Origin of the sequence: Desulfocapsa sulfexigens DSM 10523 (assembly GCF_000341395.1) — a bacterium.
In the GTDB taxonomy this organism is placed as follows: Bacteria; Desulfobacterota; Desulfobulbia; order Desulfobulbales; family Desulfocapsaceae; genus Desulfocapsa; species Desulfocapsa sulfexigens.
On the sequence record NC_020304.1, the window covers coordinates 3,268,103 to 3,293,714 of the forward strand.

Below are 25,612 nucleotides of genomic sequence, written 5' to 3' on the forward strand. Positions count from 1 at the left end.
TTACTCAACCTCTGCTAGGCGCGCGTCTTAGCTTTGCGTTAGGGCCAAAAATGAATGAGCCTGATATTCAAATTGAAATAGCATCTAAAAATGATGCTAATGAAATTTTGGAAATCCAAAAATCAGCCTTTCTAGGCCAAGCAGCCATTTATAACAACTATGAACTGCCACCGCTTACACAAAGCCTGGAGTCAATTGAAAATGAATTCGGTGAAAAAACCTTTTTGAAAGTTGTAATCAATGGGCAAATCATTGGGGCAGTCAGATTTAAGCAAAAAGAAGGCATCGTAACTATCGATCGAATCGTAGTTAAACCAGAGTATCAAAATAAAGGCATTGGAACATTATTGCTTAAACAAATTGAAAAAATAGCTACAAATCCAAAGTCTTATCAATTGTTCACGGGCAACAAAAGCTCCAGAAATATTCATCTATACGAAAAATCAGGTTATAAAGTTATAAAAAAAGAAACTACTAACCAGGGTATCGAACTACTAAAAATGGAAAAATTGCCCTAACAATACGCTCAAGCACGACGCGCAAACTTGCGCTTCGCTAAATCGGCTTCGGCCATCTCAATTACAACTCTAACTTAACTTAACCCCGGCTAGGCGCGCGTCTTAGCTTTGCGTTATATGGCAAAACAATCACGAACTACACTTCATCTCTAATCTGCAACTTGACAGAAAAGCTCATCACAATTATAATTACAATTATATTATGAACAAATCTCAGTGAGGTGCGATTATGGGTCAAGTAACTATCTATCTCGACAATGAGACAGAAAACAAATTGAAAAAAGCTGCCAAATCTAGTCACCTTTCCGTTAGCAAATGGGTTGCGGGGGTTATAGAAGAAAAAGTAACAACTGAATGGCCTCAGGATGTCGTCAAGTTGGCAGGCAGCTGGAAAGACGATTTTCCAACCATCCATGAGATAAGATCGACCACCGGCCATGACTCCCCAAGGGAGGAACTCTAAAATTGTATCTCCTTGACACAAACACACTTATTTATTTCTTCAAAGGTCTGGGTAATGTGGCAGAGAACCTACTGTCTAAATCCCCAAAAGATATTTCCATACCTTCAATTGCTCTTTATGAACTTGAGGTGGGGATAGCAAAATCAAACAGCCCGAAAAAAAGAAAGAAACAACTAGAATCGCTAATCTCACGCATCACCGTATTACCCTTTGCTTCAAAAGAGGCCGAAGTTGCCGCAGTGATCAGAGCAGAACTTGAAAATATAGGCACACCAATAGGCCCCTATGACACTTTCATCGCAGGAATTGCCTTGAGTTCAAACGCTACACTAGTCACACACAACACAAAAGAATTCAATAGAGTTGAAGGCTTGAGCCTTGAAGACTGGTTCTAAAAAAACTGCCATATAATTCGCTCAAGCACGACGCGCGAGCACGCTAGTTTTATCAGCTTCGGCCAACTTAATACAACACGAACCTACTCAACCTCTGCCAGGCGCGCGTCTTAGCTTTGCGCTAATATTGCCATGTCGAAGTTCTTAATATCCTACCAATACCTCTATTTTACCTTAGTCCTGACAGGGTAGAACCCCCTAGTTTTCCGGAATTGTTTAGAAATGGAGCAACCACAAAGAAGAGCTTACCAAAGAATATCACGAATCAATGAGGGCTTCATAATGCCGCCCTCCATAAAAAACATTTAGAATCTGTACCGTCGAATCTGCCTCATCTACAAGGAATGCTGCAACAGCTTTGTTATCAAGAGGATAAATTCTTAACCCGTCCATCAGATCACTTCGCAATTGACCTCTTATTGGAAAAGTTTCTAGCTCCTGACACTTGGACTTGAGCCTTTCCATATAGTTCCAAGCCCTTTCGGGGAAACCACTTTGCTCAACTATATAAAGATAAATATCTTCTAGGTCCTTGATCGCATCCGGCATAAAATAGACACGATATTTATCCATCAATTTCCCCTTTCAGTTTTCGTTTGTGTAACTCCTCAATTCTGCTAAATGCTTCTTCAATGGGTACTGGTTCACCATTATTCTTGGATTTCTCCAAACGGTTACGTATGAGGGCCAGACGTATTTCATGCTCTTCTTCTTTTTTTTGCCAAAGCCTCATCGCTTCTCTTATCAACTCGCTGGTAGAGCCATAGGAGCCAGAGCTCACTTTTTGCTTGATTGAGGAAAGCATATCCCGGGGTAGAGTAATTGTAATTCGTTCCGCTTTTTCTTGTTGCATTGTGTTGACCTCCTTGTGAGTATGATTTAATCATACCACTATTAATTACATGGGGCAACCGCAATGCAACTCAATATTTTGAGCTGTTGCATTTAAAATGTGCTTAACTAAATGGTGACTTTAACCACAGTAAACAGACTTGACTATTCAATTGAAATTGATCAGAAATGGAGCAACTACAAAGAAGAGCTTACCGAAGAACACCTCGATATTTCAATCGGGTTTCACAAGTTGCGTAATACTTAATACTATTGGGTCGGACCAAGTTACCCAACTGATATAGCAATAGAAATACCTCAAAAACACCCGTTTTAATCCCTTATGGCCTCCTTCCCCCCAAAAAAAAGGACCCTCTAAGGAAATACAGAGGGCTGGTATCCATGCCAAGAGCAAACTAACATTATATACCCGGCTGCGTCTGGCACATCACCCACAGATGTCTATGGACCCTGTGTACCTGACTATATTGCCACTTCCAACCATATCCACCTGCTGGTGGTGGACACCAGGGAAGATGTAATTCCCAACAGCATGCTGCTCATTGCAGGCCGGACTGTACAGGAGTATAACCAGCGAAAGAGTCGAAAAGGCACCTTCTGGGAGGATCGATACCATGCCAGTGCGGTGGAGACGGATGAACATCTGGCAAAGTGTCTGGTCTAGATCGACCTCAACATGGTGCGGGCAGGAGGGGTGAAACACCCGTTGGAATATACGTTGAGCGGCTTCAATGAAATCCAGAGGCCGAAACAGCGGTATACCGTGATCGATCGCCTTTGATCGATCTTTTTTCCGTTGGCAGTCAAGAACATTTTCGTTAGAAACATAAACAGTGGGTTGAGACAGAACTGGGGGCAGATAAACAACAACGGAAGGCTTTTTGGAGTGAATCAATCGCTGTATGCGTATTCCAGTGAATCCGGCCACCCAGTCCACTTGATTCCGGCCAGTAATTCCACGGCAAAGCGGCCACCCAGTCCAGAGGATTCCGGCCAGGGTGTCGGAGCGTAGCGACGCGAATATTTCCTTCTTACTCTGTGTGTTGCTCTCACGTCAAGCGTGCTTTCTTTTTTCTCATAGATTCTCCTTTCAGTTTGATTTTGTGAGCGGCATGTACCAGACGGTCAAGAATGGCGTCGGCTAAAGTCGGATCTCCGATCCGCTCATGCCAGTGCTCTACCGGTAATTGACTGGTTACCAAGGTAGATTTGAGGCCGTGTCTGTCTTCCAGTATTTCTAGTAAATCATGGCGTTGCTCCTGGTTGAGTGTGGCCAGTCCATAGTCATCAAGTACCAATAGATCTGTTTTTGAATAGACAGTCAGTAACTTCAGATAACGGCCATCCCCCTTGGCAAGAGCCAGATCTTCAAAGAGTTTACTCAGACGGAGATAGAGAGCACTATAGCCTTCTCTGCATGCCTTTTGGGCCAAGGCACAGGCAAGATAGGATTTGCCGACTCCAGTGGGGCCGGTAATAAGCAGATTGGTATGTTCCTTTATCCAGTTGCAGTCAGCCAGCCTGGTTACCAGTGACCTATCCAGACCACGCGGATGACGGAAGTCTACATCCTCGATTGAGCCATCCTGCCGCAGCTTTGCCTTTCTGAGTCTGGTCTGAAGTTTTCTGGTTTCCCTGACCGCCTGCTCGCGGTCAAGTAACAGACCGAGGCGTTCTTCGAAACCCAGGTTATCTGCAGTGTCCATGTCCATCTGTTCCTGGAGTGCTGCGGCCATGCCGGTGAATCGAAGAGTTGTGAGTTTTTCAAGTGTTGGATGCAGAAGCATTTTATCGTTTCCTTTTTGTTTTAGTGGGTTGAGGGAGAATAATACTGAGAGCCACGGATATTTGCGTGATTAACCGGCTTGTCCTCTGTAGCCGGCTTCGGTAGTGGCTTCTGATCAAGGCCGCTTTTGAGTATGGATTCCACTGAGCGGTAAGAAAGGGCGTTGATATGCAGGGCCCGATGGCATGCTGCCTCAAGGCGTGAATCTCCATAGGCTTTGCCAAGACGGAGAATGCCCAGCAAAGTGCGATAGGCCTGTTGTGGGTGAGCTCTTTTTACAAGAAGCGTCTCTGTGAGGCAGAGTGTCTCCGGCCCGACCTTGGCAGCCCAGCGCTTGAACCTGTCCGGATTCCACTCCATGTACTTTCGGTGGTTGACAGGCATATGCTCTTTGACGGTAGTGTGGTGCCCTCGTTGATTCTCCCGGATGTGACTGGCCACCCGTTTACCACGAAAGTAACACTCAACCGTGCTTTTGGTATAGCGCACCTCAATCTGTTTTTTGACCAGGTTATATGGAACGGAATAGTAATGTCCCTCGACCTCCACATGATAGTCGATATGTACAGTGGCCTTTTTCCAGTAGGATAATTCATAAGGGCTGGCTGGAAGTTGTTTCAGGGCAGGTTTGTCCAGTTCTTCAAAGCGACTTTTACGGCTGCCGGATAACTTCTTGAAAGGCTTGTTGTTCAGTTGCTCAAGGAGTTTGCCTATTTCGCGATTGAGATCGTCAATGTTGAAGAAAGTATGTTTACGGAGTTTTGCCAGAATCCAGCGTTCCACCAGCAATACACCGGCCTCAGCCTTGGCCTTGTCCCTTGGTTTTCTAACCCTTGCAGGCAGCACCACGGTTTGATAATGTCGGGCCAGATCATGATAAGTGGGATTAAGGTCAGGTTCGTAACGGCAGGCTTTTGTGACGCCACTTTTCAGGTTATCTGGAACGACAACTTCCGGAACCCCACCCAGGAAAGCAAATGTACGGACATGTGAACCGATCCAATCCTCAATCTTCTGGCTGGGAGTGGCCTCAGCATAGGTGTAGTTGCTGGCACCAAGGACCGCAACAAAGACCTGAGCCTTTGTGATTTCTCCGGTGTGTTGGTCAACGACATCGACGGTTTGGCCTGCGTAGTCGACAAACAGTTTCTCACCGGCTCGGTGTTCATGGCGCATGACCAGATCAAGCTTGCCGGCCCAATCCCGGTAACTATGGCAGAACCAGCTGTACTGGTAGCCGTCAGGATGCTGCTCTTTGTATTCCTGCCACAGCAGGTTCAGGGTAACCCCTCGTTTGGATTGGAGCTCTTTGTGGATCTCAGAGAAATCTGGAATTAGCCGGCTTGTCCCCGGTGGAGGCGGTGGAGGGAAAAGGGTTTGTTCAAGGCTGCTGTCGCTTAGGTCGTCAGGAAGGGGCCAACCCAGATCTGCTCTTTTGGTTCGTTGTAAATAGTCACTTACCGTGCTGCTGCCAATACCGCAGCTACGGGAAATTTCACGGTTACTGTGCCCAAGTTCATACTTGAGTCGTAGTACCTCTCTAATTTTTCGCATAGATAACCTCTTCTTCGGCATGAGCCCTCCTTGAATTTTATTCAAAAAGGCACTCTCTACCAGTTGGTTCTATGCGTCGCTACTCCCTATTTGGGGTGACCGGATTCCTCTGGAATCACTGGCCGGAATGAAATGGAATCGGTGGCCGGAATCACGTGGAATGAGTGGCCGGTTTACTCTGGAATCGGTGGCCGGAATCGTCTGGAATATGCAGCTGTAGGCAGTGACGGTTTTGTGGAGAAGGTTCAGAGGTAGCTGAGATCCCAGGCCGGCAGCCGCACAGTTATTCGGGAAGAGAAGGGAAGCGCACTGAAAGGGCCTCAGGTTTTTTACAGTACGCTTTTTGAGGGCGAAAAGGATGCTCTAAGGTTTAAAAACAGGTAATTCTGGGACTTTAATACAGAATAATCAGGTTGATAGCTTGGTCCCTAATGCTAGTTAAGACAATAACTTGTTATATCCCATGGAGGGAACTGTGGAAACAATAGCGATCATTCTCATCATATCGTTCGTTGGATTGGCGGCACTGCATTTGTATTGGGCGCTCGGCGGAAAGTTCGGAATGTCAGCAGCCCTCCCTGAGGTAGATGGGACACCAGTCTTCACGCCCGGAGCAGCGGCAACGATTGCGGTTGCATTCGTGCTCACTGGCTTCGCACTAATCGCGCTCGTCCTCGGGTTCGGGGCCGGTTACGCTGCGGCGCTCACTCCTTATGCGGTCCTTCTCGGCTTCGCTGTCGGAGGCGTACTCGTCCTGCGGGCGGTTGGCGAACTCAAGTATGTTGGTTTCTTCAAGCGTGTGAAGGGCTCGAAGTTCGCAATGTATGACAGCTGGCTGTTTTCGCCTTTCTGCCTGTTAGCTGGCGGGGCGTTCTTATTACTAGCGGCGGGCAGGATATAATCGGGTAAGGGCAAGGTTTTCCCTTGCCCTTACCACACCGCCCCACAAGCAGCTACGCATAGGGCGATTCATTAAGGTCATCGGGCCTGAGCCGGGTAGTGAATCTTCACCCACTGGTCTTTGACAGATATCAACCCAAGTTCTTTTAGCTAATGCTGTCATAATTGCCTGTCTTTTGAAGGTTCCCAGCTTGAAAAGATTGGACACTTTGGTTCGTGTGTGTATACCTCCATTGTTTCCAGAAACACATTCGTATCCTGCAACGGAGCCATTCGTCTACAGTAAAAGTAGGGATTTAATCTTGCTCTGCCCCCCTTTTACTCATGGTTCAAAAAACATATCCCATATTTTATCTTTTAAAACAGTAACCTGTCCACTTCGTGTTCTATTGAACTTATAACAACAGAAATCTCGTGTGGTGATTTGTTAACGGTTTTCTGGATCACCTTTCCCCAGTCCTTCAGCATGTCGGTGGAGATTTTGCGCACATCGTTTTCCTTACTCCATTCACATCCAATTTTAAGACCAAGTGCAAGCATGCTCACCTTGGTTTTCACCTTCTCCCTTTCAGGTACTCTGGCTACAACATCATCACTTATTTCCTGCCAGCCATCGAAGAGCAACCCACCTTTCTGGAAGGTTTCATACCAGTCACGTTCCTTTTCATCAAGTGATTCAAGAGAGTTATTGCTAAAAATAAGTAACTTTTTTTCAATGGCTGCAAGGTCAGCTGCATGCTGAACATCCTCACAGGGAAGACAGGTCACAGAGTTTTCTTTAGCATTTACAATAACTGAACAGAGTATCAGAACAATTACAATAAAAGATATATGGAAATATTTTCGAAGCATCAATATTGTACCGTATGGTTTTTTTGTGTTCTTTTTAAGTGTTTCTCAGAAATCCTATTAAGATGAGAATCCTTATCACATCAAACTAATCATTGTGATACAAAAAAGTCAAGAGACATTCTCTACAAAAGACGCAAAAGGGCATTCACAATAGCAACAGAAACGGTTGTCCCCCCTTTTCTGCCCTCACAGGTGATGAACGGAAAGTCCTGTTCCTGTAAAATTTCTTTTGACTCGGGCGCATTAACAAAGCCTACAGGAACGCCGACAATTAACTCTGGGCGTATTTTGTCTTCTTGAATAAGTTTCATTATTGTTATAAGGGCGGTGGGCGCATTGCCGATAGCAACAATACCGACATTCTCGATCATACCCTCCTCAATAGCTGCCTGGGATCTGGTAAGCCCGCGTTCAAGGGCCAGTTGAGCAATTTCAGGATCAGCAACCTTACAGATAACCTTTCCGCCATAAGGAGCCAAAATAGCTTTGCTGATTCCGGCGACTGCCATATTAACATCTGTAAGAATATTTTTGCCAGATCGTATCGCTTCGCATCCAGCTTCGATGGCCCCTGGGTGAAAATGCAACAGCTTTGCAAAAGAAAAATCCCCGGTAGCATGGATAACCCTCTGAATAACTGCAAACTGCTCAGGAATAATATCTTTTTGACAGAGTCCTGTCTGTTGATCAAATTCCTTTGCTATAATTCGAAAACTTTCACCTTCAATCGCCTGTGGAGCTATTTCTGTTATTCTATGCATAACTGTTTTTCAGGTTTATGTGGTTTTTGTAATGATCTGGGATCCCGTCAGTTCACTTATAAAGGACTTACTAAGCTCCCTGTTTCTGGCAAAATGTAAATGGAGATACCCACCTATCACATTCTTAAAGGTATACCCCTCAACAATGTCAGCATCTATTTGATATAAGGTGGGCGTCCCTACGGTGCTCCCTACTATTTCCGAGTAGTGAAATTCATGCCCATGAAGATGCTGCCCCCTACGACCAAGAAAACAGTCAGCTACCAGGCATGGTTTACGATATCCAAGACGGGAAAGTCTCGTTTTCATCTGTACTGCAAACGGAAAGATGCCGCACATCGTATGGCTCTGTTGTCCGGTTGTTTCTATCCGGTCACAAAGATACATAAAACCACCACATTCCCCATAAATGATCCCGCCTGATCGAGCAAAGTCATTCACAGCCTGGCGCATAGCCTGATTTTCACTCAACCTCTCAGCATGAAGTTCAGGGTATCCCCCGCCAAAGTATATGCCCTTGCAGTCGGCGGGCAGGGCAGTATCTGACAAAGGACTGAAGAAGACCAGTTCAGCGCCTTCTGCTTCAAGCATCTTCAGGTTATCCTCGTAGTAAAAACAGAACGCTTCATCTCGTGCAACGGCGAGACGCACATTCTTTGCAATTGAAGCGTTGGCCACGAACATCTCTTGCTCTGCCGCTTGAGTTCGCCTGGAAATTTGTAGAAGCTGATCAAGATCAATATGTTTTTCCACGGCAAGAACAAGTTGCTTTAATTGCACTTCATTCAAAGGCTTTTCCTCTCCCATATGGAGACCGAGATGCCGATCGGGTATTTCAAATCGAATATCCCGGGGAAAAAACCCAAGTATTTGAGCCTTACAGATTCCTGCCATGCTCTTTTCGATAAGTTCACGATGCCTGGGGGAGCCAACACGATTAAAGATAACTCCTGCAATTTCCACATCAGGTGAAAAGCTTTCAAAGCCTTTCACAATGGCCGCCACGCTCTCTGCAGCGGAACTGGCATCAACGATAAGAATCACCGGAAGTTCCAATTCCTTGGCAAGGGCAGCGGAGGAGGCAATTCCACCATCGAAAAGCCCCATTACACCTTCCACCACAGCCACGTCATTTCCATTGAAGCGGAAGTTGAAAGTGTCTCTGCAGAACTCCCTGCCACACATTCTAAGATCAAGATTGGAGGAAATCTTTCCAGTCACCATTCTGTGCAGACTTGGATCTATGAAATCTGGACCACATTTGAATGGCTGAACCGACAATCCCCTTGCCTTCAAGGCTGCCATTATTCCTATGGTCAGGGTTGTTTTGCCAGAACCGCTTGCGGTACCACCTGTCAAAAATGCAGAGGATGTTTTCATAGGACAATCTGAACGATAAAGAATCGTATAAGAAGGAGTGTTGAGAGAAAGAGTAATGAGCCAATGAGTATAAGATTGTTGCTTCTCAGAATGTCCCTGTCTTCGGCAGGTCTCTTATTCTCACCAATAGCTGGTTTGATCATTTTTTTTCCAAAGTAGATAGAAGTACCACCAAGTTCAACACCAAGTGCCCCAGCTACTGTGGCTTCGGTATGGCCTGCATTGGGGCTTGCATGAGCAAGTCTGTCTCTTGTGAAAATTCTATAGCTACCCTTCCAATCAAGTCCCAGGAAAAAAGCAGCGGGGACGAGTATCAAACCACTTAGCCTGGCAGGCACCCAGTTTACAGCATCATCAAATTTTGCCGCTACCCTGCCAAAGTATAGATACCGTTCATTCTTATAACCAAACATTGAGTCCATGGTATTCACTGCCTTGTATCCCATGGCTCCAAATACTGCAAGAAATAGCGGTTCTATAGGGAGAAGAGGAGAAAAAAGGGAAAAAACAACGGCATAAAAAAGGGGTGCGGTAACCCCGTCCACCATATTTTCAGCAACTGTTTCCACGCAGGCTCGTATGATTCCTTTTCGATCAAGAGCTGACGTATCACGTCCTACGATTTGAGCCACTGCAGATCTTGCACTATCAAGCGATTCATCGGCTTTAAGAGCATGATACACAGTTCGACTATGACTCACCAGGTCACGAGCTGCAATGGAACTGTAGAGAAGAATTACTGCAACGATCTGAGCCAGAACGCCTGAATAATAGTTGGTGGAGAAAAGCAAAACAGCAGTCAAAGCGAGGGACAGGAAAAGAACAGTGACAAAAGCTGCAAATCCAGCAAGCAATTCAGTAGAAAACATTTTTCGAAAGATCCTTTCATAAGTAACACAAAAAAAACCGATCAGCCTCACCGGGTGAGGCAGAAATCTGGGATCTCCAAAAAGAAAATCAAGCAGAACCGCTGCCAGAAGCTGAAATTCAAAAACAGGCATCAACTCAGTCAAAGCCCTAACAGCTGATAGACCCGGTCCATATCCAGGCCACTTCTTACCGTATCAGCCAATCTGTCAAATGCTGGCTCAAGGTTGTAGCTACTCAGTGGGCCCTGATAGGCTCCTATCCCCTTTCGTTTCCTGACAGTATCAATGAAACTGCGTCGGAAAAGGTCTGAGTCAAAAATCCCATGGAGATAACTCCCCCAGATAGTAGCTGTATCTCCCTGGGTACCGCAACTTGACCCATCATCATACGAGAACAGAGACCGAGCTGTCGTTGCTGTGAGACCGTGGTGAATTTCATAGCCGATGACTGGTTGCCCCGACGCCAGATGGGTCCCCTGCTTTCTGGTAAGGGTTTTTTCAGCAGCCAGAACGGTATGCATATCAATAAGCGATAAAGCATCAACTCTTTCCTGTCGGGACTCTATTCGGTGGGGATCCTCAATGCTTTTGCCAAGCATCTGATAGCCTCCGCAGATTCCTATGATCTCGCACCTCTCATCAGCCTTTTTAAGAAGTTGGGATGCCATCCCGCTTGCCTGCAGGTGTTGAAGATCCCCAATCACATTTTTTGATCCTGGTAGAATGATAACATCGGGATTTCCCAGTTTGTCTGGATGGGATACGACACGTAAATAAACATCCGGCTCTGCAATAAAAGGCTCGAGATCGGTAAAATTGGATATATGAGGCAGGCTTATAATCACTATTTCGATATGATTATGTTCAGGCCGTATCGCATCAAAAAGCCCTTCCTTAAAGGAGACTGAATCTTCCTCAGGGATTCCGTGATTGTGAAGATAGGGGATCACTCCTAGAACATCCTTGCCGGTGTGATTTTTGACATACTCATGGGCATCATGGAGAAGATCGCTGTTACCCCGAAAGCGGTTCACCAGAAAACCTGCCACCAATTGTCTTTCCCATTGACTCATCACCTCCATATGGCCGACAAAAGAAGCGTACACCCCACCCCTGTCAATATCACCAACCAGAATAACAGGTGACTCGGCGTAACGGGCCATTCTCATATTGACGATATCATGTTTTTTGAGATTTACTTCCCCAGGAGATCCTGCTCCCTCAAGAATTATGGCCTCATACTCTTCAGAAAGTTCATCGTAACATGCGGAAACGATATCCATGGCTTCCTTCTTATAGGTCACATAATCCATAACGGACATGTTACCCAAGGGTTTACCTCTTACAATGATCTGGCTTCCGGTATCTGAATTTGGTTTTAGCAGGACAGGGTTCATCAGCACATGAGGATCAAGACGTGCAGCCTGAGCCTGAACGACCTGGGCCCTTCCCATTTCAAGACCATCTGCTGTGACAAAAGAATTCAGCGACATGTTTTGTGCCTTGAAGGGCGCTACCCGAACACCATCCTGAAGCAGGATACGACAAAGTGCGGCTGTGAGAACCGATTTGCCAGCGTTGGAAGAGGTGCCCTGAAACATTATTGCCGGTGTTTTAGGCTTTATTCTGTTCCTTGCCCGTTTCATCGATGGAAAAAAAGCCGAAAGAGCAGAGCAAAGGGCTTTATTGTCAGCCTTATCACGAACAGCTATCCGAAAAAACTGTGGCCCAAGCCCCTGATAATTAGCACAATCACGAATGAGTATATTGTATTTAGAAAGATGCTCCTGAAGCTTTGGGACAGTGTATGACGAATGAAGCTTTATAAGTAAGTAGTTTGCACTACCAGGAAAAACACAGAGGTCTGGAAAAGATTCAAGATCACCATGTAGATCTTTTCTCAACTGCAAACAGAGTTTCCTGCTCTTTTCCTGGTATGCATGATCCATGATGGCCCTTTCCCCTACGGCCTGGGCAAGGCAGTTAACGGACCAGGGTGGAAAAATTCTCTGCAGGGCTTTGATGATATGTTCGGGAAAAACGCCAAATCCGAGACGCAGGCCAGGTATGGCGTAAAACTTGGTCAGGGAGTGGAGGGTAATAATATTTTCAGCTTTTCCAGCAAGGCTCTCTGCACCCTCAACAAATTCAAGAAAGGCCTCATCGATGACGAACAGTACCCGAGGTGCGCTTCTGGCAAGCTGGAGAAGCTTGTCACTCTGAACCGTTACCCCGGTCGGGTTATTTGGAGAGCCGATAATGACCAGATCTTCAGGAAGCAAAAGTTCTTCAAGGAGATTCAGCTCAAGGCTGAAATTGTTTTCTTCCTTGAGCTGCAACAGCTTGATTTCAATATCAGCAAGCTGCATTACTTTTACATAATCAATATAGCAGGGTACTGGAATGACAACTCTCTTGCAGCTCAGAACCCGTGGTAACTGGTAGAGCAATTCGGTACTGCCATTGGCTACCAGAATAGTGTCGCAGGGTACCTTGTACTGTTGTGATATACCTTTTTTTAATACAGAGGCGGTCGGATCCGGATAGTGAAGAATGGAATCGAGTTTACTGCTGATGCAGGCGCGTAACCAGTCAGGGGCACCAAATGGGTTAATATTTGCACTGAAATCGATCATCTCATCAATCGCTATGGCTCTGGCCTCTGCTGCCGCATGAATATTCCCACCATGGCCATATTCCGTATCTATTGTCATGACAGCCTACCCCAGCCCTGGTAAGAGACAGAACCCGACGGCCACCGAAAGTTCGGTGAGTTCACACACAGCACCTAAAGTGTCTCCTGTTGCCCCACCAAGTTTTTTGTGACACCAGAAAGCAAAAAAGGTCACAGGGAGCATAATCGTTACGATCATAAGTATAAGAGAGTAAATGGAAATCAATGCACTCACCATCAGAACACAGGCTGTCACAACCACAGCCACTTTACGAGTTTCAGAAGAATAAAACAACATGCCGAGCCCGTCTTCCTGTCGTGCGTAGGGCAATATGGACATGGTCAGTACAATTGCCGTTCTCCCAGCCATGGGCATAAGAATTATCACCTGCAGTATATTCTCCGTTGAAAGGCTTGAGAGAGCGGCAAATTTACCCAGTAAGAGAAAAACGATGGCAATAACACCCATCGCACCTATATGACTGTCCCGCATAATCTCGAGTGCACGAGTTCGGGGACGGCTACTTAAAAGTCCATCAAAACTATCAGCCACTCCATCGAGGTGGAGACATCCTGAAATGCCTGCCAGTAGAACAATGGCAAAAAACGCACTGACAGATCCAGGAAGGATCCCGATAAAAAATGAGACCAGCGTTGCCGTCACCCCACCTATCAGTAGCCCAATAACTGGAAACCAGATCAAACTCGCCCTGAAAAAACGGCCATCTCTGTCCTGATTCCAAGAGATTGGAATGATGCTGAGGAATCGAATCCCGGCGAGAAAGGTCGCAAGAGGATGAGACAAGGCGAGCATGATGGAATTTTCTAATTGATCAGACTCTCCTGTTGACCCGGCTGCCATTTTACTTATCGGCTTCGGCAACGGCGGCCTCTTCAAATGTTGCAACTTCTGTAAGAATTGCAACTGCTGCTTCAACCAGATTCATAGCAAGAGCAGCGCCTGTCCCTTCACCTAAACGGAGATTAAGATCAAGAAGAGGTCTGCAGCCCAGCTTCTCCTGCATTGCACGATGTCCCGGTTCCATGGAACGATGGGCACAAATAATATAATCCCTGACAAATGGTTCAATGGTAATGGCAATAAGTGCAGCAGCTGAAGAGATAAAACCATCTACAACAACGGGTTTTTTGTGGGCGGCAGCTCCGATAATAAGACCGGCAAGTCCCCCGATTTCAAAGCCGCCCACCTTGGCGAGTATATCAAGGCCATCCTTTGGGTCGGGTTTATTGCACTCTAAAATAGTTTCGAGAACTTTGATTTTATGAGCGAGCTGCTCATCATCAAGACCTGTGCCACGGCCGGTAAGTTCTGCCAGGGGTTTTCCGGTTATCACTGCTGCTATAGCAGTTGACGGTGTTGTATTACCAATACCCATATCACCGGTTCCAAAGAGATCAATGCGGTCGGCAAGATCATTTGCAATATCAATCCCAGCCTCCACCGAACGTGTTGCCATGGCGAGACTCATTGCAGGGCCTTTGGCAATATTATCGGTGCCAAGCCCTACCTTCTTGTTGATAATTTTACCCTCCGCAGCCAGTTGTTTTAAATCGGCGGCCACTCCCATATCAACGACAATAACTTCGGCTCCTGCCTGTCGTGCCAGAGCATTAATTCCTGCTCCACCGTTAACAAAGTTATAGACCATCTGAGGAGTCACCTCCTGTGGAAACTTGCTCACACCTTCAGCGACCACACCATGGTCTCCTGCCATAGTAACTATTGCTTTTCGTGCCACTGGAGGATCTATAGAACGGGTGATCCCGGCAAGATCCATACTCAAATCCATAAGATCCCCAAGGGCCCAATGTGGCAGGGCAAGCTGGTCCAGACGTTCTTTTGCACGATCTCGGGAATCGCTATCCTGAGGATAAATATTTTGCAGTGTTCTCTTCAGCAGACCCATAAAGTATATCTCGCTAGTTTTTGATTATTGAATAATTATAGGGTGATTAGTGGATTCATTCTTGATACATATTGGCAGACCGCAACTCACCAGTATTACTTCATCCGCTGCGGCGGCAATCAACCTGTTGGTTCGTCCCACCAAATCTCGATATCGTCGTCCAAGAACATTGTCCGGAACCACCCCCATTCCGACTTCATTACTGACACAAATCAGGGTTCCTTTGAAAATTTCAGCTGCCCGAATAAAATCTGTAACCCTGTCACCCATCGCATCTTCGCCAAACTTCTGATTCGATTTTTCAGCAACATACATTAAATTGTTAACCCAAAGAGTCAAACAGTCGACCAGGCAGACAGAATCAGGTTCCAGGGACATAATAGTGGGTTCGATATGGATTTCTTCCTCTATGGTCAGCCAGCCCCTCCCCTGACGATCAGCCCTGTGACGAGCAATCCGCTCATCCATCTCTGAGTCAACAACAGGACAGGTGGCAAGAAAATAATGTTTACCACCAAGAGTTTCGGCACGGCTTAAAGCATAGTCGCTCTTACCACTCCTGGCACCACCGGTAACAAGGATTAATTTAGCCATCTGTCTTTATCAACTCCACGGTTCAAACCGGTAAGCACAGCTCCCTCGGGAAAAAGCTCAAGGGTTGTGTATGTTCCCTTGGCAATTTTAAAGAGAATATAATGTGATGGATCAATTTTCAGAAAATAACACAACAGGGTACGAATAACACCACCATGAGCTACAACTATGACCGTATCTTCAGATAACGAAGCAATGTAGTCCCCAACATCTTGAACCCGTTGAACAAAATGTTTGAGACATTCCCCACCTGGAAAACAGAAAGAGTCAGATGCCTCGGCCCATTGCTCAACATACCCAGGATCCATTGCTGCTATCTCAGAAAAGCTCCGTTTCTCCCATCTGCCGAAATCCACCTCACGTAAATCTTTTTTATATATCACCGGATGTTCTGGGAAAAGCAGGTCACAACTCTGTCGGCATCTCAACATTGGACTTGCGATAATTGCAGATACGGCAATATCAGGAATTTTTGTTCTCAGCTCCATGATCTGTCTACAGCCGTCTGCTGAAAGTGGCACATCACTGGATCCGACATATTTTCCCGAAATACCGGTCATACCGTGACGAATAAGGATGAGTTGTTTTTTCATTCTTACTTAGCCAGGGTGTATTTGTCTCGGTATCCTCTGGGGGTAATCATATACCCATTCCAGGAAAAGGTGGTCGAGTTCCCAATGATAACAGTAGACTGCATATTGATTTCTTCTTCAAGCATACCATCAAGGGTAGTCAGGCGTATCACTTCATTTTCTCTGCTTGCAGCGGTCACAATGCCAACTGGAGTTTCTTTGGCACGATAGGACAACACTATATCACGGGCCTGTATGATATGTTCGGTTCGTTTCTTAGATTTTGGATTATAGAGTGCGATAACAAAATCGGCACTGGCTGCGGCATCAAGCCTTTTTACAATAACTTCCCAAGGGGTCAGCAGGTCAGAAAGGCTGATGGCAGCAAAGTCGTGCATCAAAGGAGCTCCAAGGCGGGCAGCACACCCGTTCACAGCGGCAATCCCTGGTATGATGTCAATTGCAACCCTGCTGTCCCGTTTAGCAGCTATCTCAAGTACCAGCCCGGCCATGGCATAAATACCCGGGTCTCCACCAGAAACAAGAACCACCCGCTTACCGCTTTCGGCCAGATCAAAAGAGTTGCTGCAGCGATCCACTTCCTGCATCATCGCCGATGAAATAACTTCCTTTCCTTCCAGTAGTTCTGGAATCAGATCAAGATAGGTTTTATATCCAATAATCACATCAGCTTCAGTCAGAGCTCTAACTGCCTGAGGTGTCATATTATCGGCACTACCGATACCGGTTCCAACTACGGAAATCAGGCCACAATCAGGGTTTGTTTCATGGCGACTGCCACTGTTACATCCTTCCATTTTCTTTTCCTAATTATTAATTTACCGAGATAAGGTGTGCAGCCTGCAGCCAGAACAGCAGCAGGTTCGGCGACACCTTTGGCACCGGTCGCTGCCAAAACAATTGCGGAGGAGGAAACCGTATCCACGCGGTTCAACTCTTCTTTGGTGTAAAATCGTATTGGTCTCCCCATTTTACTGGCATATTGAAGCAAACCCTCCTCATCACTCTTCAAATCAATTGAGGCAAAATTCCTAATCGACTGCAGGTTCAAACTGCTGTCATAAAAAAGTTCAGTGACAGCTACTTCAAAGGCCTTAGCTGGCGTCCCTCTGTTACAACCAAGGCCGACACTTAAAGCACACGGACTGAGAATCAATGCAGAATGCCCTGGATATACTGTGTCGGAAATAATTATATCTGCTAATTCCGGATTCTCCACCCTTGTCAAATCATGAGGAAGGGCCTCAAGCTCTAACTCAGTGAACAGAGTAAGCATCCCTCTGTTAATAAGTTTTGCCGATTTCTCGGTGAGCTTACAGGAATCATCCACGCCAAGACCGTTCTTTTCAGCCCATAAATCAAGCGATGTATGTCCGGTCACATCGGAAGCTGTGGTGATAACTGCCTGTCCACCAAGAAAATCTGCCAGCTCTCTTGCCAGCAGATTTCCACCTCCAAGATGTCCTGAAAGGAGGCTGATAACAAATTGTCCATTTTCATCAAGCACCAGCACACAGGGATCAGTTTTTTTGTTGCTACAAAGAGAAGCTAGCCCACGAACAACAATTCCGGTAGCCATGATGCAGACAATTGCATCGACATTCTGCTGCCACAGGCCAGAGAGTTTCTTAAAAACAGGAAGATCTCTCTTGTCGACAAACGAATCTTCAAAAAATGAACTGATTTTTTCTGCAAGGAGTTTCCCCCCTGTGGTGAGTCCTAAGATTGCTATTTTCACAGATTATCGAATAGTTTGGATTCTGTTATAAACGACCGATGCAAAAGAAAGGGAAACTAGCATATGGAAAGGAGTATTGCAAGCTGCACGTAAAAGAGGAAATGGAGCATAGAATGCAAGAAACATTTTACATTCCGGCAGATTACCTATAAGATGACACAGACATTCACTACGACACCTGCCCTACAAATACTGACGTTTAATACTCGTCTTCTTACATTCATGAGGTTTTATATGGCTACCAAAGTTCTCATTGTTGATGATGAACTCATTAATGTCAGGCTGATTGAAGAAATCCTTGAGTATGAAAAAGAGTTTCAATACAGATCTGTTGGTAATGGAAAGGATGCCCTGGCTTTGCTTGATGAATATTCCCCCGACATAATTATTCTTGATATCATGATGCCTGTGATGAATGGCTATGAAGTATGCAGAGAAATAAAAAAAGATACAAGGCATAGCTTGGCTAAAGTTCTTATGGTCAGTGGCAAAGCCATGATTGAAGAACGGCTCAAGGGCTATGAAGCGGGGGCCGATGACTATATCACAAAACCCTTTGTTGATGATGAATTGCTCGCAAAATTAAAAGTTTTTTCCAAATTAAAAAAAACTGAAGAGATAGATGCGCTCAAAACTACAATCCTGCAACTGTTTTCCCATGAAACAAAAACACCGCTCAATGGCATTCTTCTCGGTAGCCAGCTTATTCTTGACACCCCATCCATATCTGAGAAAGTAGCCGAATACGCAAAGCTGATTAAAATTTCCGGCGAACGTATCCATGATCTGGTTCGTAAGATCCTTCTTCTTTCCAGCCTCAGAAACAATGGGGTACTTTACCCAGAGAGTCGATCTGTACGACAATATCTACGTGATTTCTCTCAACAGGTTAATGCACTTCCCGATACCAAATGTATGACAAGAATTGACTGCAAAGCTGATTTCGACCTTGAAATTGACTGGAAATTATTCCAGGCCGCACTCAACGCGGTGGTTGAGAATGCTGTCAAATACTCTCCAAATAATGCCACTGTCTTACTGACAGCAAGCACTGACGATCAACTTGCAACTATTAATGTTATAGATTCTGGGCCAGGGATAGCTCTTGAATGTCAGGAAAAAATTTTTGATGAATTTTATTCACCCCAGATAGAACATCACGGTCAGGGAACTGCTCTGAGCCTTGCAATTGCAAAAGAAATCATGTGCCTCCATCAGGGCAGTCTTGATGTTAATAGCGTCCCTGGTGAAGGGGCCGAATTCAGATTTTCCTTTCCTTTATCCACGGCAGGAGAATGAACACCTTTTCTCTGTCTCACAAATGCAGTCCGGAGCCTGAATGAATGTTTTTTGAACAGGAACTAGAACGACACCTTGAGACACTGGATGAGAAGTTCAGCAACAGAGAGATTTTAGCAATTCTCAACCAGGCAATAGTTGATCTTAAAAACAGAAATATTGCAGGTGCCTTTATTGTCCCCCTGTCCTTGCTCGTTGGCGGTTTTGCAACCGATTATTCTTCGGACCACCCTTCCCTCTTTTTTCTCTTAGGAGGCATTCTAGCTATTGCAACATTGTTTCGGGTTTTTGCGATTATCTATTTCACTAAGGTTTCAGTAGGTTTCAATCCTGCTTGGATATCAGTTTTTTTCTTGTCAAATATCTTTACCGGTATTGTCTGGGGAAGTTTTTCCGCAACCAGCGTTTTCTTTTATCACAATACCCTTTCCGTCTCCCTTATAATAATTCTCCTTGCAGGTATTGGTGGGGGGGCAATGGTAAGTTACTGTATCTGGAAGTTTCTCTCCTACTTCTATCTTTGCGCTCTTCTTGTTCCTACCATCATTGTTGAATTCTATATCCAGAATAAAGTGACAATTCCCATTGGTATTGCCATCAGTTTTTTTTTAATTTTCAATCTTATTCAGGCAAAAATCTGGAACAAACATTTCTGGCTTTCGTTGATAAATACTTTTGTCATAGAAAAAAACACCCTGGAGCTTAAAAAACTCAACATCCAGTTGACGGAAGAAATCAAAGTACGCAAACAAACTGCTAAAAAGATCGCGATTAGTCGAAAAAAGTTACAGGACATTTATAATTCAGCACACGATGGTATTTTTATTTTTAACCTGGATGGTAAAGTTGTAGACAGCAATGAAACTCTATTGAAGATGTTTCATATTAGCCGCCAGGATGCCCTACGATTTGATATTAAGAAAAGTTTTGAATCAAGAACCAACGGAAAGCTCAACCTTCAGGAAATTTGGAGAAAGGTTCTATCAGGAGAGGATCAGGAGTTCCAATGGCTCACCGAAAAGGGTGACAACCCAAAACTTTCAACCGTCCAGGTGAACCTGAGGAAAACTCTATGGGGCGAGGACTCTGTAGTTATCGCTACCATTCGTGATATCACCCCACAAGTTGAAGCTTTGGCAGCAACCTCCGCTGCCAATCGAGCAAAATCAGAATTTCTTGCGAATATGTCCCATGAACTTCGTACCCCGATGAATGGTATCCTCGGGTATGCAAGACTTGGCATCAAGCGCCATGACACCCTGCCTCGTGACAAAATAAAGGAGTACTTTACCATTATCCACGAATCAGGATCCAGGCTCATGGGGCTGCTCAACAATATCCTCGATTTTTCAAAGCTAGAGGTTGGAAAGATGCGCTATAATCCGCAGACCTGCGACCTCTTGCCAAGAATTCATCAAATCGTAAGAGAAATTAAAGCCAGTGCGACAGAAAAAGGGTTGGAAATCAATATAGAATGCAGTCGTGGGCAGGTTGCGGCTTTTTGCGATAAAGATAAAATCTCTCAAGTTGTCCGTAATCTCCTCTCAAACGCCATTAAATTCAGCCATACAAACAGTGTGATCTCTGTGCAGTGTATAGAAATCACCAGTCAAGCAAGTACATTGAATCAACAAATAACCATATCCAACCATGGAGCTCCTATTCCTAACGATGAACTGGACACAATCTTTGATAAGTTTATTCAATCAAGTACCACCAGTACAGGTGCAGGCGGCACCGGGCTTGGACTCGCCATATCCAGGCAGATCGTAGAGGACCATGGCGGTGTTATATGGGCGAAAAACGGGGATAATGACCTGGTACTCTTCAGTTTCCTCCTGCCGATATCACCATCTATAGGTTAAACTCGATTGTGACTTTAATTCGTCACAGCTCCTTGATTCAGGCTTTTTATTTCTCGATAGATTTCCATTGAGGCTTCCTGGGCATCCTTGAGTTCTTTATCTGAAAGCACAGTCTTAAGAAAATTTTCCGCAACCACCCCGCTGCCATAGCCATTAGCAGCAGCAAGACTAAACCAGGCATAAGCCTTTATCATATCAACGGTATCAACACCATTTCCGGTATACCAGAGGATTCCCATATTGTACTGGGCGAGTGGATAATCATTTCTGGCTGCAAGCTCGAACCAGTGAGCCGCCTTTTTGTAATCCTTTTCGCCAACCTTCCCAGTGAAGTATAAATAGCCAAGTTCACTTTGGGCCTCAAAGTCACCACCATTGGCAGCAAGCTCATACCAGTGTAAGGCTTCTTCGTAGTTTTGAGGAACATTTTTACCGGTCACAAAAAACTCGGCTAATATTCTTTCGGATTCTTTGGAACTGCGTCCATTAATAGCAGCATTATAGAGCCACCTGAAAGCCTCAGCAGTATTCACAACAGTCCCCTGCCCCTTCATATACATGCCACCAACAATAAACATGGCATCAACATCTCCCTGCTCTGCAGCTTTAAGGTACAAACTGAAGGCTTTTTGGAAATTTTGAGGAGTACCATAGCCATAATAAAACCTCTGAGCCATTGACATCAGGGGTTCACCCCCAGAGGCGTTGAAACTGAGGGATAGTGCCAGGAGAAGGGCAAAAAATATAAGACGAACTTTTTGAAATAGGCTAAGAAGACCCTGCATTGCTAAAGATACTCCTTTACTCTTGATTGACAAAAAATCTCAGGGTGTACTGTTGGCTACTGACTCCACCAAAAAATCATCTAACAACAAGCATTTTACAACTAACGTAACTTCGTAAAAGCTTGGATCTGTATTCTTTGAGATCAAAAAGCAGTGGAACTAAAAACGTTTTTTTAGTATAGATAAAATCAGCAATGTTTGTAAAGATAATTACAATAACCATATTTACCCATTAGGATTGTTATGAATTTCCCTGCTCGTCTATGTCGATTTGCTATCATCCCCTTAACTCTGATCCTCCTTCCCACTCTCTGTTTTGCCCAAAATGTCAGTGTCAAAAAGGATAATGTCAATGTGAGAAGTGGCCCTGGAACAACCTTCCCGGTTTCCATGGAATTATTTCAAGGCTATCCATTGAAAGTAATTGAGAAAAATGGTGACTGGTTGAAAATAACTGACTTTGAAAATGACACCGGATGGATCTATGGGTCCCTTGTTGAACCAGCTTCCACGGTTATTGTAAATGGAAAAAAATCTATTAATATGCGATCACAACCAAACACTTCCGCATCGATTGTTGCAACCGTTGATCGTGGTGTTGTTCTCAAGAAAATAGCATCTGAGGGAAAGTGGGTTAAAGTAAGTCACTCTCAAGGTGCAACCGGATGGATATACAGTCCTCTCCTCTGGCCCTGATTTTTTTTCCTGAAGATCATCTACATCAGTGCGGTTCTCAAATAAGAAGAATCGCACTCTCTTTCATATCACCCGTCTTTTCTGAGTATTTTCCCTTCAAGATCAAGTGGTAGCCGGACTATTTTTCCAGCCTTGTTCTGAAACAGGAAAAAGCCATGTTCCAAACCATACAATAATAACTCCCTGGTGATGACCACATCATTTTTGCAGTATTGGATTATTTTTTCCATCTCCCCATCCTTGTACCATTGCAGTGCCTGCAGACCATCTCCTGACTTTTCCTTTCCAAGTGTAAATTTAGCAAGTCTATCAAGGCTCAGGCGATAACCAAGTTGTTTTTTTACCACCTCCAGGAGATCGAGCATCACCATTTTATTCAAATCCTTATCACTATATGCACTCAGGACAGCATTATCGAAACGGCGATTATTAAATCCAACAACCAAATCAAGCGCAAATAAATGTTCCACCAGTTTATCCGTCTCATGTTCCATATAGGTCACGCAATGATCAAGCAGGGAATCATAAACCACAGCAACTGAAATGCCCATTTTATGCGCTTTGTGCCAGCCACCGACCTCGGCAGCTGAGTATTTTGTTTCCAAGTCAAAAACACCATAGTGGGTCGGAAGGACGGAAAGGGGCAAATCAGGAAAAGTACCAGGACGAATGATCTCCATGCGAGGTTCCTGATCAGTCATCATACTTTTTTTGAAGCTTTCCTGTACATGGCGGTTCCATCCTGGATTCAGGAGAAGCGTTATAAGAGCATTGCAAGCCTTCTTATCGATGGGTCTGTTGCCGGAACCACATTTGGGTGAATGGACACAGGATGGGCAACCATTTTCACAGGCGCAGTTCCTGATTGTTTTTGCGGTTTGTTCCAGAAGTTCCTCAATCCGAAAAAAAGCCTCATTGCACAATCCCATTCCTCCGGGATAACCATCATAAATAAAAACCACAGCTTCACTGGTCTGATGATGTGCTGGACAGGAGATACCACCGATATCGTACCTGTCACAGAGCACCAGAAGAGGAAACATTCCTATCATTGCATGTTCAAGAGCGTGTATAGCACCCATAAAATGGAGTTGTTGCTCCTCTATTTCCAATTTGGTGGATTCGGGTATTTCAAGCCAGAGACCAACTGTCTCCAGAGACTGTTCCGGAAGATCCAGTTGGATAGAACCCATCAATTTATTGTTTCGGTTATTGCGTTTTTGGTACCCGGTAACTTTTTCACGGACAATAAGCTTCCCAAGACTCACCCGATATCCAGGCTCTTCCTTTTGATCAATAACTTTTAAGATTTCTGTGTGTTTTTGGCTCACCGGTCTTGTATGATAATTTTCTCTGAATGGAGAGACCACAATTTCACTGTTTTCAATATCACATGTATGAACCAGCCAAGTGATCGAGGAATGGAGATACACAGCGCCTGGGTGACATTCCTTAAACGCACGACCGGAATCGATTTCTCCCAGCACCTCACCATTGTCTTCCCGTATAATCTGCAGTTGTCTGCCGCTTCCCCGAAGGCTCACCTGACGCTGGGGATATTTTCTCGTAGCAAAGAACTCTTTGCCGTCACTGCTCTGGAGCAAAATCCCCTGCGATGTCAATTCTTTCACAGCTTTCTTTATAATCAATGGGAAAACAGCAAGTTCATTTTTGTGAATAGACACTTCGGCTGCTGCACAATGGAGGTGCTGCTCCATTATTTGCGAATTAAAAGGATTAATAATCGCTGATTCCATTGTCCTTGAAAAAAAATCTTCATGGTTCTGCATGTAATACTGATCAAGTGCATCTTCCTGGGCCACCAGAATAATGGCAGATTCTTTTCTTCCACGTCCTACACGTCCACCCCGTTGCCAGGTTGCCATAACAGACCCCGGATACCCTGCAAGAATACAAAGATCAAGATCACCAATATCAATCCCAAGTTCCAGGGCTGAAGTCGATATCACTCCAAGCAGCTTTCCGGAATTGAGATCTCTTTCAATTAACCGCCTTTCCTCAGGGAGAAAACCCGAACGGTAGGAGCTTAATTTGGAACCTAGCTTGCCAAGATTTGGTTTGGTCCACATTGTTATAAGCTCAGCCATTTTTCGAGACCCGGTGTAAACAATAGTTCGCAGTCCTCTTTTTAAAGAGGCTTCCAGCAACTGGCTCACAGTATGAGCAGCACTGTTCCAAGGGTTTAGGAAAAGCATATTCCGTTTCGATCTTGGAGCACTGCTGGCAACAATACTTACAACCTGCTGTCCAATGAGTTTTTCAGCAAATTGTTCAGGGTTCCCGATGGTTGCAGAGAGGAGAATAAAAGTCGGACGAGCTCCGTACAATTCAAGAATTCTCTGAAGTCTACGTAAAACCCAGGACATATGAGCACCAAAAACTCCTCTGTAAATATGCACCTCATCAATAACAATATATTTTAATTCTTTAAAAAATGGTGCCCAGCTTGAATGATAGGGAAGCATCGAAAGGTGAAGCATGTCAGGGTTACTGATAAGGATATCTGGAGGACATGTTCTGATTTTTTTTCGTTGCCGGGCAGAAGTATCGCCGTCATAAAGTGCTGCAAGCGTATGAGTGTTTTTTTGCTTATCTGAATAAAAAATTTCATCAAACTTCTGAAGCACCCTGAGTTGGTCCTGGGCTAAAGCCTTAAGTGGGAAGAGATAAAGTGCTTTTGTCGATCTGTCTCTGTAAATACTTTCAAGTACCGGAAGGTTGTAAATCAGACTTTTCCCAGATGATGTCGGAGTTGCGGCAAAAACATTTTTGCCATTGCGTATCTCTTTATAGGCTTTTCCCTGGTGGCTGTAGAGTTTTTCTATACCCTGTTGCAGGAGACAACTCGTAAGTATATCAGGCAGGGTAGTTGGGAATGGTATATATGCGCCCTTTTGCTCTGGAAAAGTTTTGTGACATACTACCTGAGGTCCATATTTGGGTGAGTTTTTTAATGCCTGCAGATATTCAGAAATATTCCGCAACGAAGTGATTGATGATGAATCAGGCATTTTTCTATGGGATAGCTTGCCTAAACAAGGTAGAGTGCCTATTTTCCGAAGATAGGAATAAATTGAATACTTTCATAT

Annotated in this window: 26 protein-coding genes; 9 read left to right on the forward strand and 17 right to left on the reverse strand. The window is 44.8% G+C overall.

Going from position 1 to position 25,612, the window contains the following annotated elements; translation table 11 throughout:
• Positions 1–50: 50 nt before the first annotated feature.
• From UWK_RS14590 to UWK_RS14600, 3 genes are all read left to right on the forward strand, one after another.
• A complete protein-coding gene (locus UWK_RS14590; protein ID WP_015405155.1) occupies positions 51–518 on the forward strand; it encodes a GNAT family N-acetyltransferase in 468 nt (155 codons plus the stop codon).
• A gap of 229 nt (positions 519–747) precedes the next feature.
• Positions 748–981 carry a hypothetical protein gene (locus tag UWK_RS14595; RefSeq protein WP_015405156.1) on the forward strand — a complete coding sequence of 78 codons (234 nt, stop codon included), beginning with the start codon at positions 748–750 and terminating at the stop codon, positions 979–981.
• Positions 982–983: 2 nt separating this feature from the next.
• Positions 984–1,376, forward strand: coding sequence for a type II toxin-antitoxin system VapC family toxin (locus UWK_RS14600; protein ID WP_015405157.1), 393 nt, complete (start codon positions 984–986; stop codon positions 1,374–1,376).
• A gap of 258 nt (positions 1,377–1,634) precedes the next feature.
• Here the strand turns inward: UWK_RS14600 and UWK_RS14605 are convergent, their stop codons facing one another.
• Together UWK_RS14605 and UWK_RS14610 are read right to left on the reverse strand one after the other, a co-directional pair.
• A complete protein-coding gene (locus tag UWK_RS14605) occupies positions 1,635–1,949 on the reverse strand; it encodes a type II toxin-antitoxin system RelE/ParE family toxin (protein ID WP_015405158.1) in 315 nt (104 codons plus the stop codon).
• Positions 1,942–2,229: a ribbon-helix-helix domain-containing protein gene (locus UWK_RS14610; protein WP_015405159.1), complete on the reverse strand. Its 288-nt coding sequence runs from the start codon at positions 2,227–2,229 to the stop codon at positions 1,942–1,944. The genes UWK_RS14605 and UWK_RS14610 overlap by 8 nt, the downstream gene beginning before the upstream one ends.
• Positions 2,230–2,340: 111 nt before the next feature.
• Here UWK_RS14610 and UWK_RS19995 point away from each other — a divergent pair, with 111 nt between their 5' ends.
• Together UWK_RS19995 and UWK_RS19635 are read left to right on the forward strand one after the other, a co-directional pair.
• Positions 2,341–2,475 (forward strand): hypothetical protein, encoded by a 135-nt coding sequence (locus tag UWK_RS19995; protein WP_015405160.1) that lies wholly within the window; start codon positions 2,341–2,343, stop codon positions 2,473–2,475.
• Between the two features lie 285 nt (positions 2,476–2,760).
• On the forward strand, positions 2,761–2,892 hold the full coding sequence (locus UWK_RS19635; RefSeq protein WP_265588654.1) for a hypothetical protein: 132 nt from the start codon (positions 2,761–2,763) through the stop codon (positions 2,890–2,892).
• A gap of 385 nt (positions 2,893–3,277) precedes the next feature.
• On the opposite strand, the gene istB is transcribed toward UWK_RS19635, so the two are convergent.
• Positions 3,278–4,015, reverse strand: a complete 738-nt coding sequence (gene istB, locus UWK_RS14620; protein WP_015402932.1) for an IS21-like element helper ATPase IstB — start codon at positions 4,013–4,015, stop codon at positions 3,278–3,280.
• 20 nt (positions 4,016–4,035) lie between these two features.
• Positions 4,036–5,589: an IS21 family transposase gene (gene istA, locus UWK_RS14625; RefSeq protein WP_015402933.1), complete on the reverse strand. Its 1,554-nt coding sequence runs from the start codon at positions 5,587–5,589 to the stop codon at positions 4,036–4,038.
• Positions 5,590–6,043: 454 nt separating this feature from the next.
• Here istA and UWK_RS14630 point away from each other — a divergent pair, with 454 nt between their 5' ends.
• Entirely contained in the window at positions 6,044–6,469 is a 426-nt protein-coding gene (locus UWK_RS14630) for a DUF3995 domain-containing protein (RefSeq protein ID WP_015405163.1), read from the forward strand.
• A 356-nt stretch (positions 6,470–6,825) separates the two neighbouring features.
• On the opposite strand, the gene UWK_RS14635 is transcribed toward UWK_RS14630, so the two are convergent.
• The 11 genes from UWK_RS14635 to UWK_RS14685 form a co-directional block, all read right to left on the reverse strand.
• On the reverse strand, positions 6,826–7,320 hold the full coding sequence (locus tag UWK_RS14635; RefSeq protein WP_015405164.1) for a hypothetical protein: 495 nt from the start codon (positions 7,318–7,320) through the stop codon (positions 6,826–6,828).
• Between the two features lie 122 nt (positions 7,321–7,442).
• A complete protein-coding gene (locus tag UWK_RS14640) occupies positions 7,443–8,081 on the reverse strand; it encodes a precorrin-8X methylmutase (protein WP_015405165.1) in 639 nt (212 codons plus the stop codon).
• A 15-nt stretch (positions 8,082–8,096) separates the two neighbouring features.
• Positions 8,097–9,461, reverse strand: coding sequence for a cobyrinate a,c-diamide synthase (locus UWK_RS14645; RefSeq protein WP_015405166.1), 1,365 nt, complete (start codon positions 9,459–9,461; stop codon positions 8,097–8,099).
• Positions 9,458–10,462, reverse strand: coding sequence for an adenosylcobinamide-phosphate synthase CbiB (gene cbiB, locus UWK_RS14650; RefSeq protein ID WP_015405167.1), 1,005 nt, complete (start codon positions 10,460–10,462; stop codon positions 9,458–9,460). The genes UWK_RS14645 and cbiB overlap by 4 nt, the downstream gene beginning before the upstream one ends.
• A gap of 8 nt (positions 10,463–10,470) precedes the next feature.
• The gene (locus UWK_RS14655) at positions 10,471–13,044 is read right to left on the reverse strand and encodes a cobyric acid synthase (RefSeq protein WP_015405168.1); all 2,574 of its coding nucleotides are present in this window, start codon (positions 13,042–13,044) and stop codon (positions 10,471–10,473) included.
• Between the two features lie 6 nt (positions 13,045–13,050).
• The gene (gene cobS / locus UWK_RS14660) at positions 13,051–13,887 is read right to left on the reverse strand and encodes an adenosylcobinamide-GDP ribazoletransferase (RefSeq protein ID WP_153304907.1); all 837 of its coding nucleotides are present in this window, start codon (positions 13,885–13,887) and stop codon (positions 13,051–13,053) included.
• The gene (gene cobT / locus UWK_RS14665; RefSeq protein ID WP_015405170.1) at positions 13,868–14,932 is read right to left on the reverse strand and encodes a nicotinate-nucleotide--dimethylbenzimidazole phosphoribosyltransferase; all 1,065 of its coding nucleotides are present in this window, start codon (positions 14,930–14,932) and stop codon (positions 13,868–13,870) included. The genes cobS and cobT overlap by 20 nt, the downstream gene beginning before the upstream one ends.
• Positions 14,933–14,956: 24 nt before the next feature.
• A complete protein-coding gene (cobU, locus tag UWK_RS14670; protein ID WP_015405171.1) occupies positions 14,957–15,526 on the reverse strand; it encodes a bifunctional adenosylcobinamide kinase/adenosylcobinamide-phosphate guanylyltransferase in 570 nt (189 codons plus the stop codon).
• Positions 15,514–16,119 (reverse strand): histidine phosphatase family protein, encoded by a 606-nt coding sequence (locus tag UWK_RS14675; RefSeq protein WP_015405172.1) that lies wholly within the window; start codon positions 16,117–16,119, stop codon positions 15,514–15,516. The genes cobU and UWK_RS14675 overlap by 13 nt, the downstream gene beginning before the upstream one ends.
• A 2-nt stretch (positions 16,120–16,121) precedes the next feature.
• Positions 16,122–16,916, reverse strand: a complete 795-nt coding sequence (gene cobJ, locus UWK_RS14680) for a precorrin-3B C(17)-methyltransferase (RefSeq protein WP_015405173.1) — start codon at positions 16,914–16,916, stop codon at positions 16,122–16,124.
• The gene (locus UWK_RS14685) at positions 16,862–17,857 is read right to left on the reverse strand and encodes a cobalt-precorrin 5A hydrolase (protein WP_015405174.1); all 996 of its coding nucleotides are present in this window, start codon (positions 17,855–17,857) and stop codon (positions 16,862–16,864) included. The genes cobJ and UWK_RS14685 overlap by 55 nt, the downstream gene beginning before the upstream one ends.
• A gap of 234 nt (positions 17,858–18,091) precedes the next feature.
• Here UWK_RS14685 and UWK_RS14690 point away from each other — a divergent pair, with 234 nt between their 5' ends.
• Positions 18,092–19,156, forward strand: coding sequence for a hybrid sensor histidine kinase/response regulator (locus UWK_RS14690; RefSeq protein ID WP_015405175.1), 1,065 nt, complete (start codon positions 18,092–18,094; stop codon positions 19,154–19,156).
• A 44-nt stretch (positions 19,157–19,200) separates the two neighbouring features.
• Entirely contained in the window at positions 19,201–21,021 is a 1,821-nt protein-coding gene (locus UWK_RS18720) for a PAS domain-containing sensor histidine kinase (protein WP_015405176.1), read from the forward strand.
• Between the two features lie 14 nt (positions 21,022–21,035).
• Here the strand turns inward: UWK_RS18720 and UWK_RS14700 are convergent, their stop codons facing one another.
• Positions 21,036–21,698: a tetratricopeptide repeat protein gene (locus tag UWK_RS14700; protein WP_167320758.1), complete on the reverse strand. Its 663-nt coding sequence runs from the start codon at positions 21,696–21,698 to the stop codon at positions 21,036–21,038.
• Positions 21,699–22,049: 351 nt separating this feature from the next.
• Here UWK_RS14700 and UWK_RS14705 point away from each other — a divergent pair, with 351 nt between their 5' ends.
• The gene (locus tag UWK_RS14705; RefSeq protein ID WP_015405179.1) at positions 22,050–22,502 is read left to right on the forward strand and encodes an SH3 domain-containing protein; all 453 of its coding nucleotides are present in this window, start codon (positions 22,050–22,052) and stop codon (positions 22,500–22,502) included.
• A 68-nt stretch (positions 22,503–22,570) separates the two neighbouring features.
• On the opposite strand, the gene UWK_RS14710 is transcribed toward UWK_RS14705, so the two are convergent.
• Positions 22,571–25,534: a DEAD/DEAH box helicase gene (locus tag UWK_RS14710; protein ID WP_015405180.1), complete on the reverse strand. Its 2,964-nt coding sequence runs from the start codon at positions 25,532–25,534 to the stop codon at positions 22,571–22,573.
• Positions 25,535–25,612 lie beyond the last annotated feature (78 nt).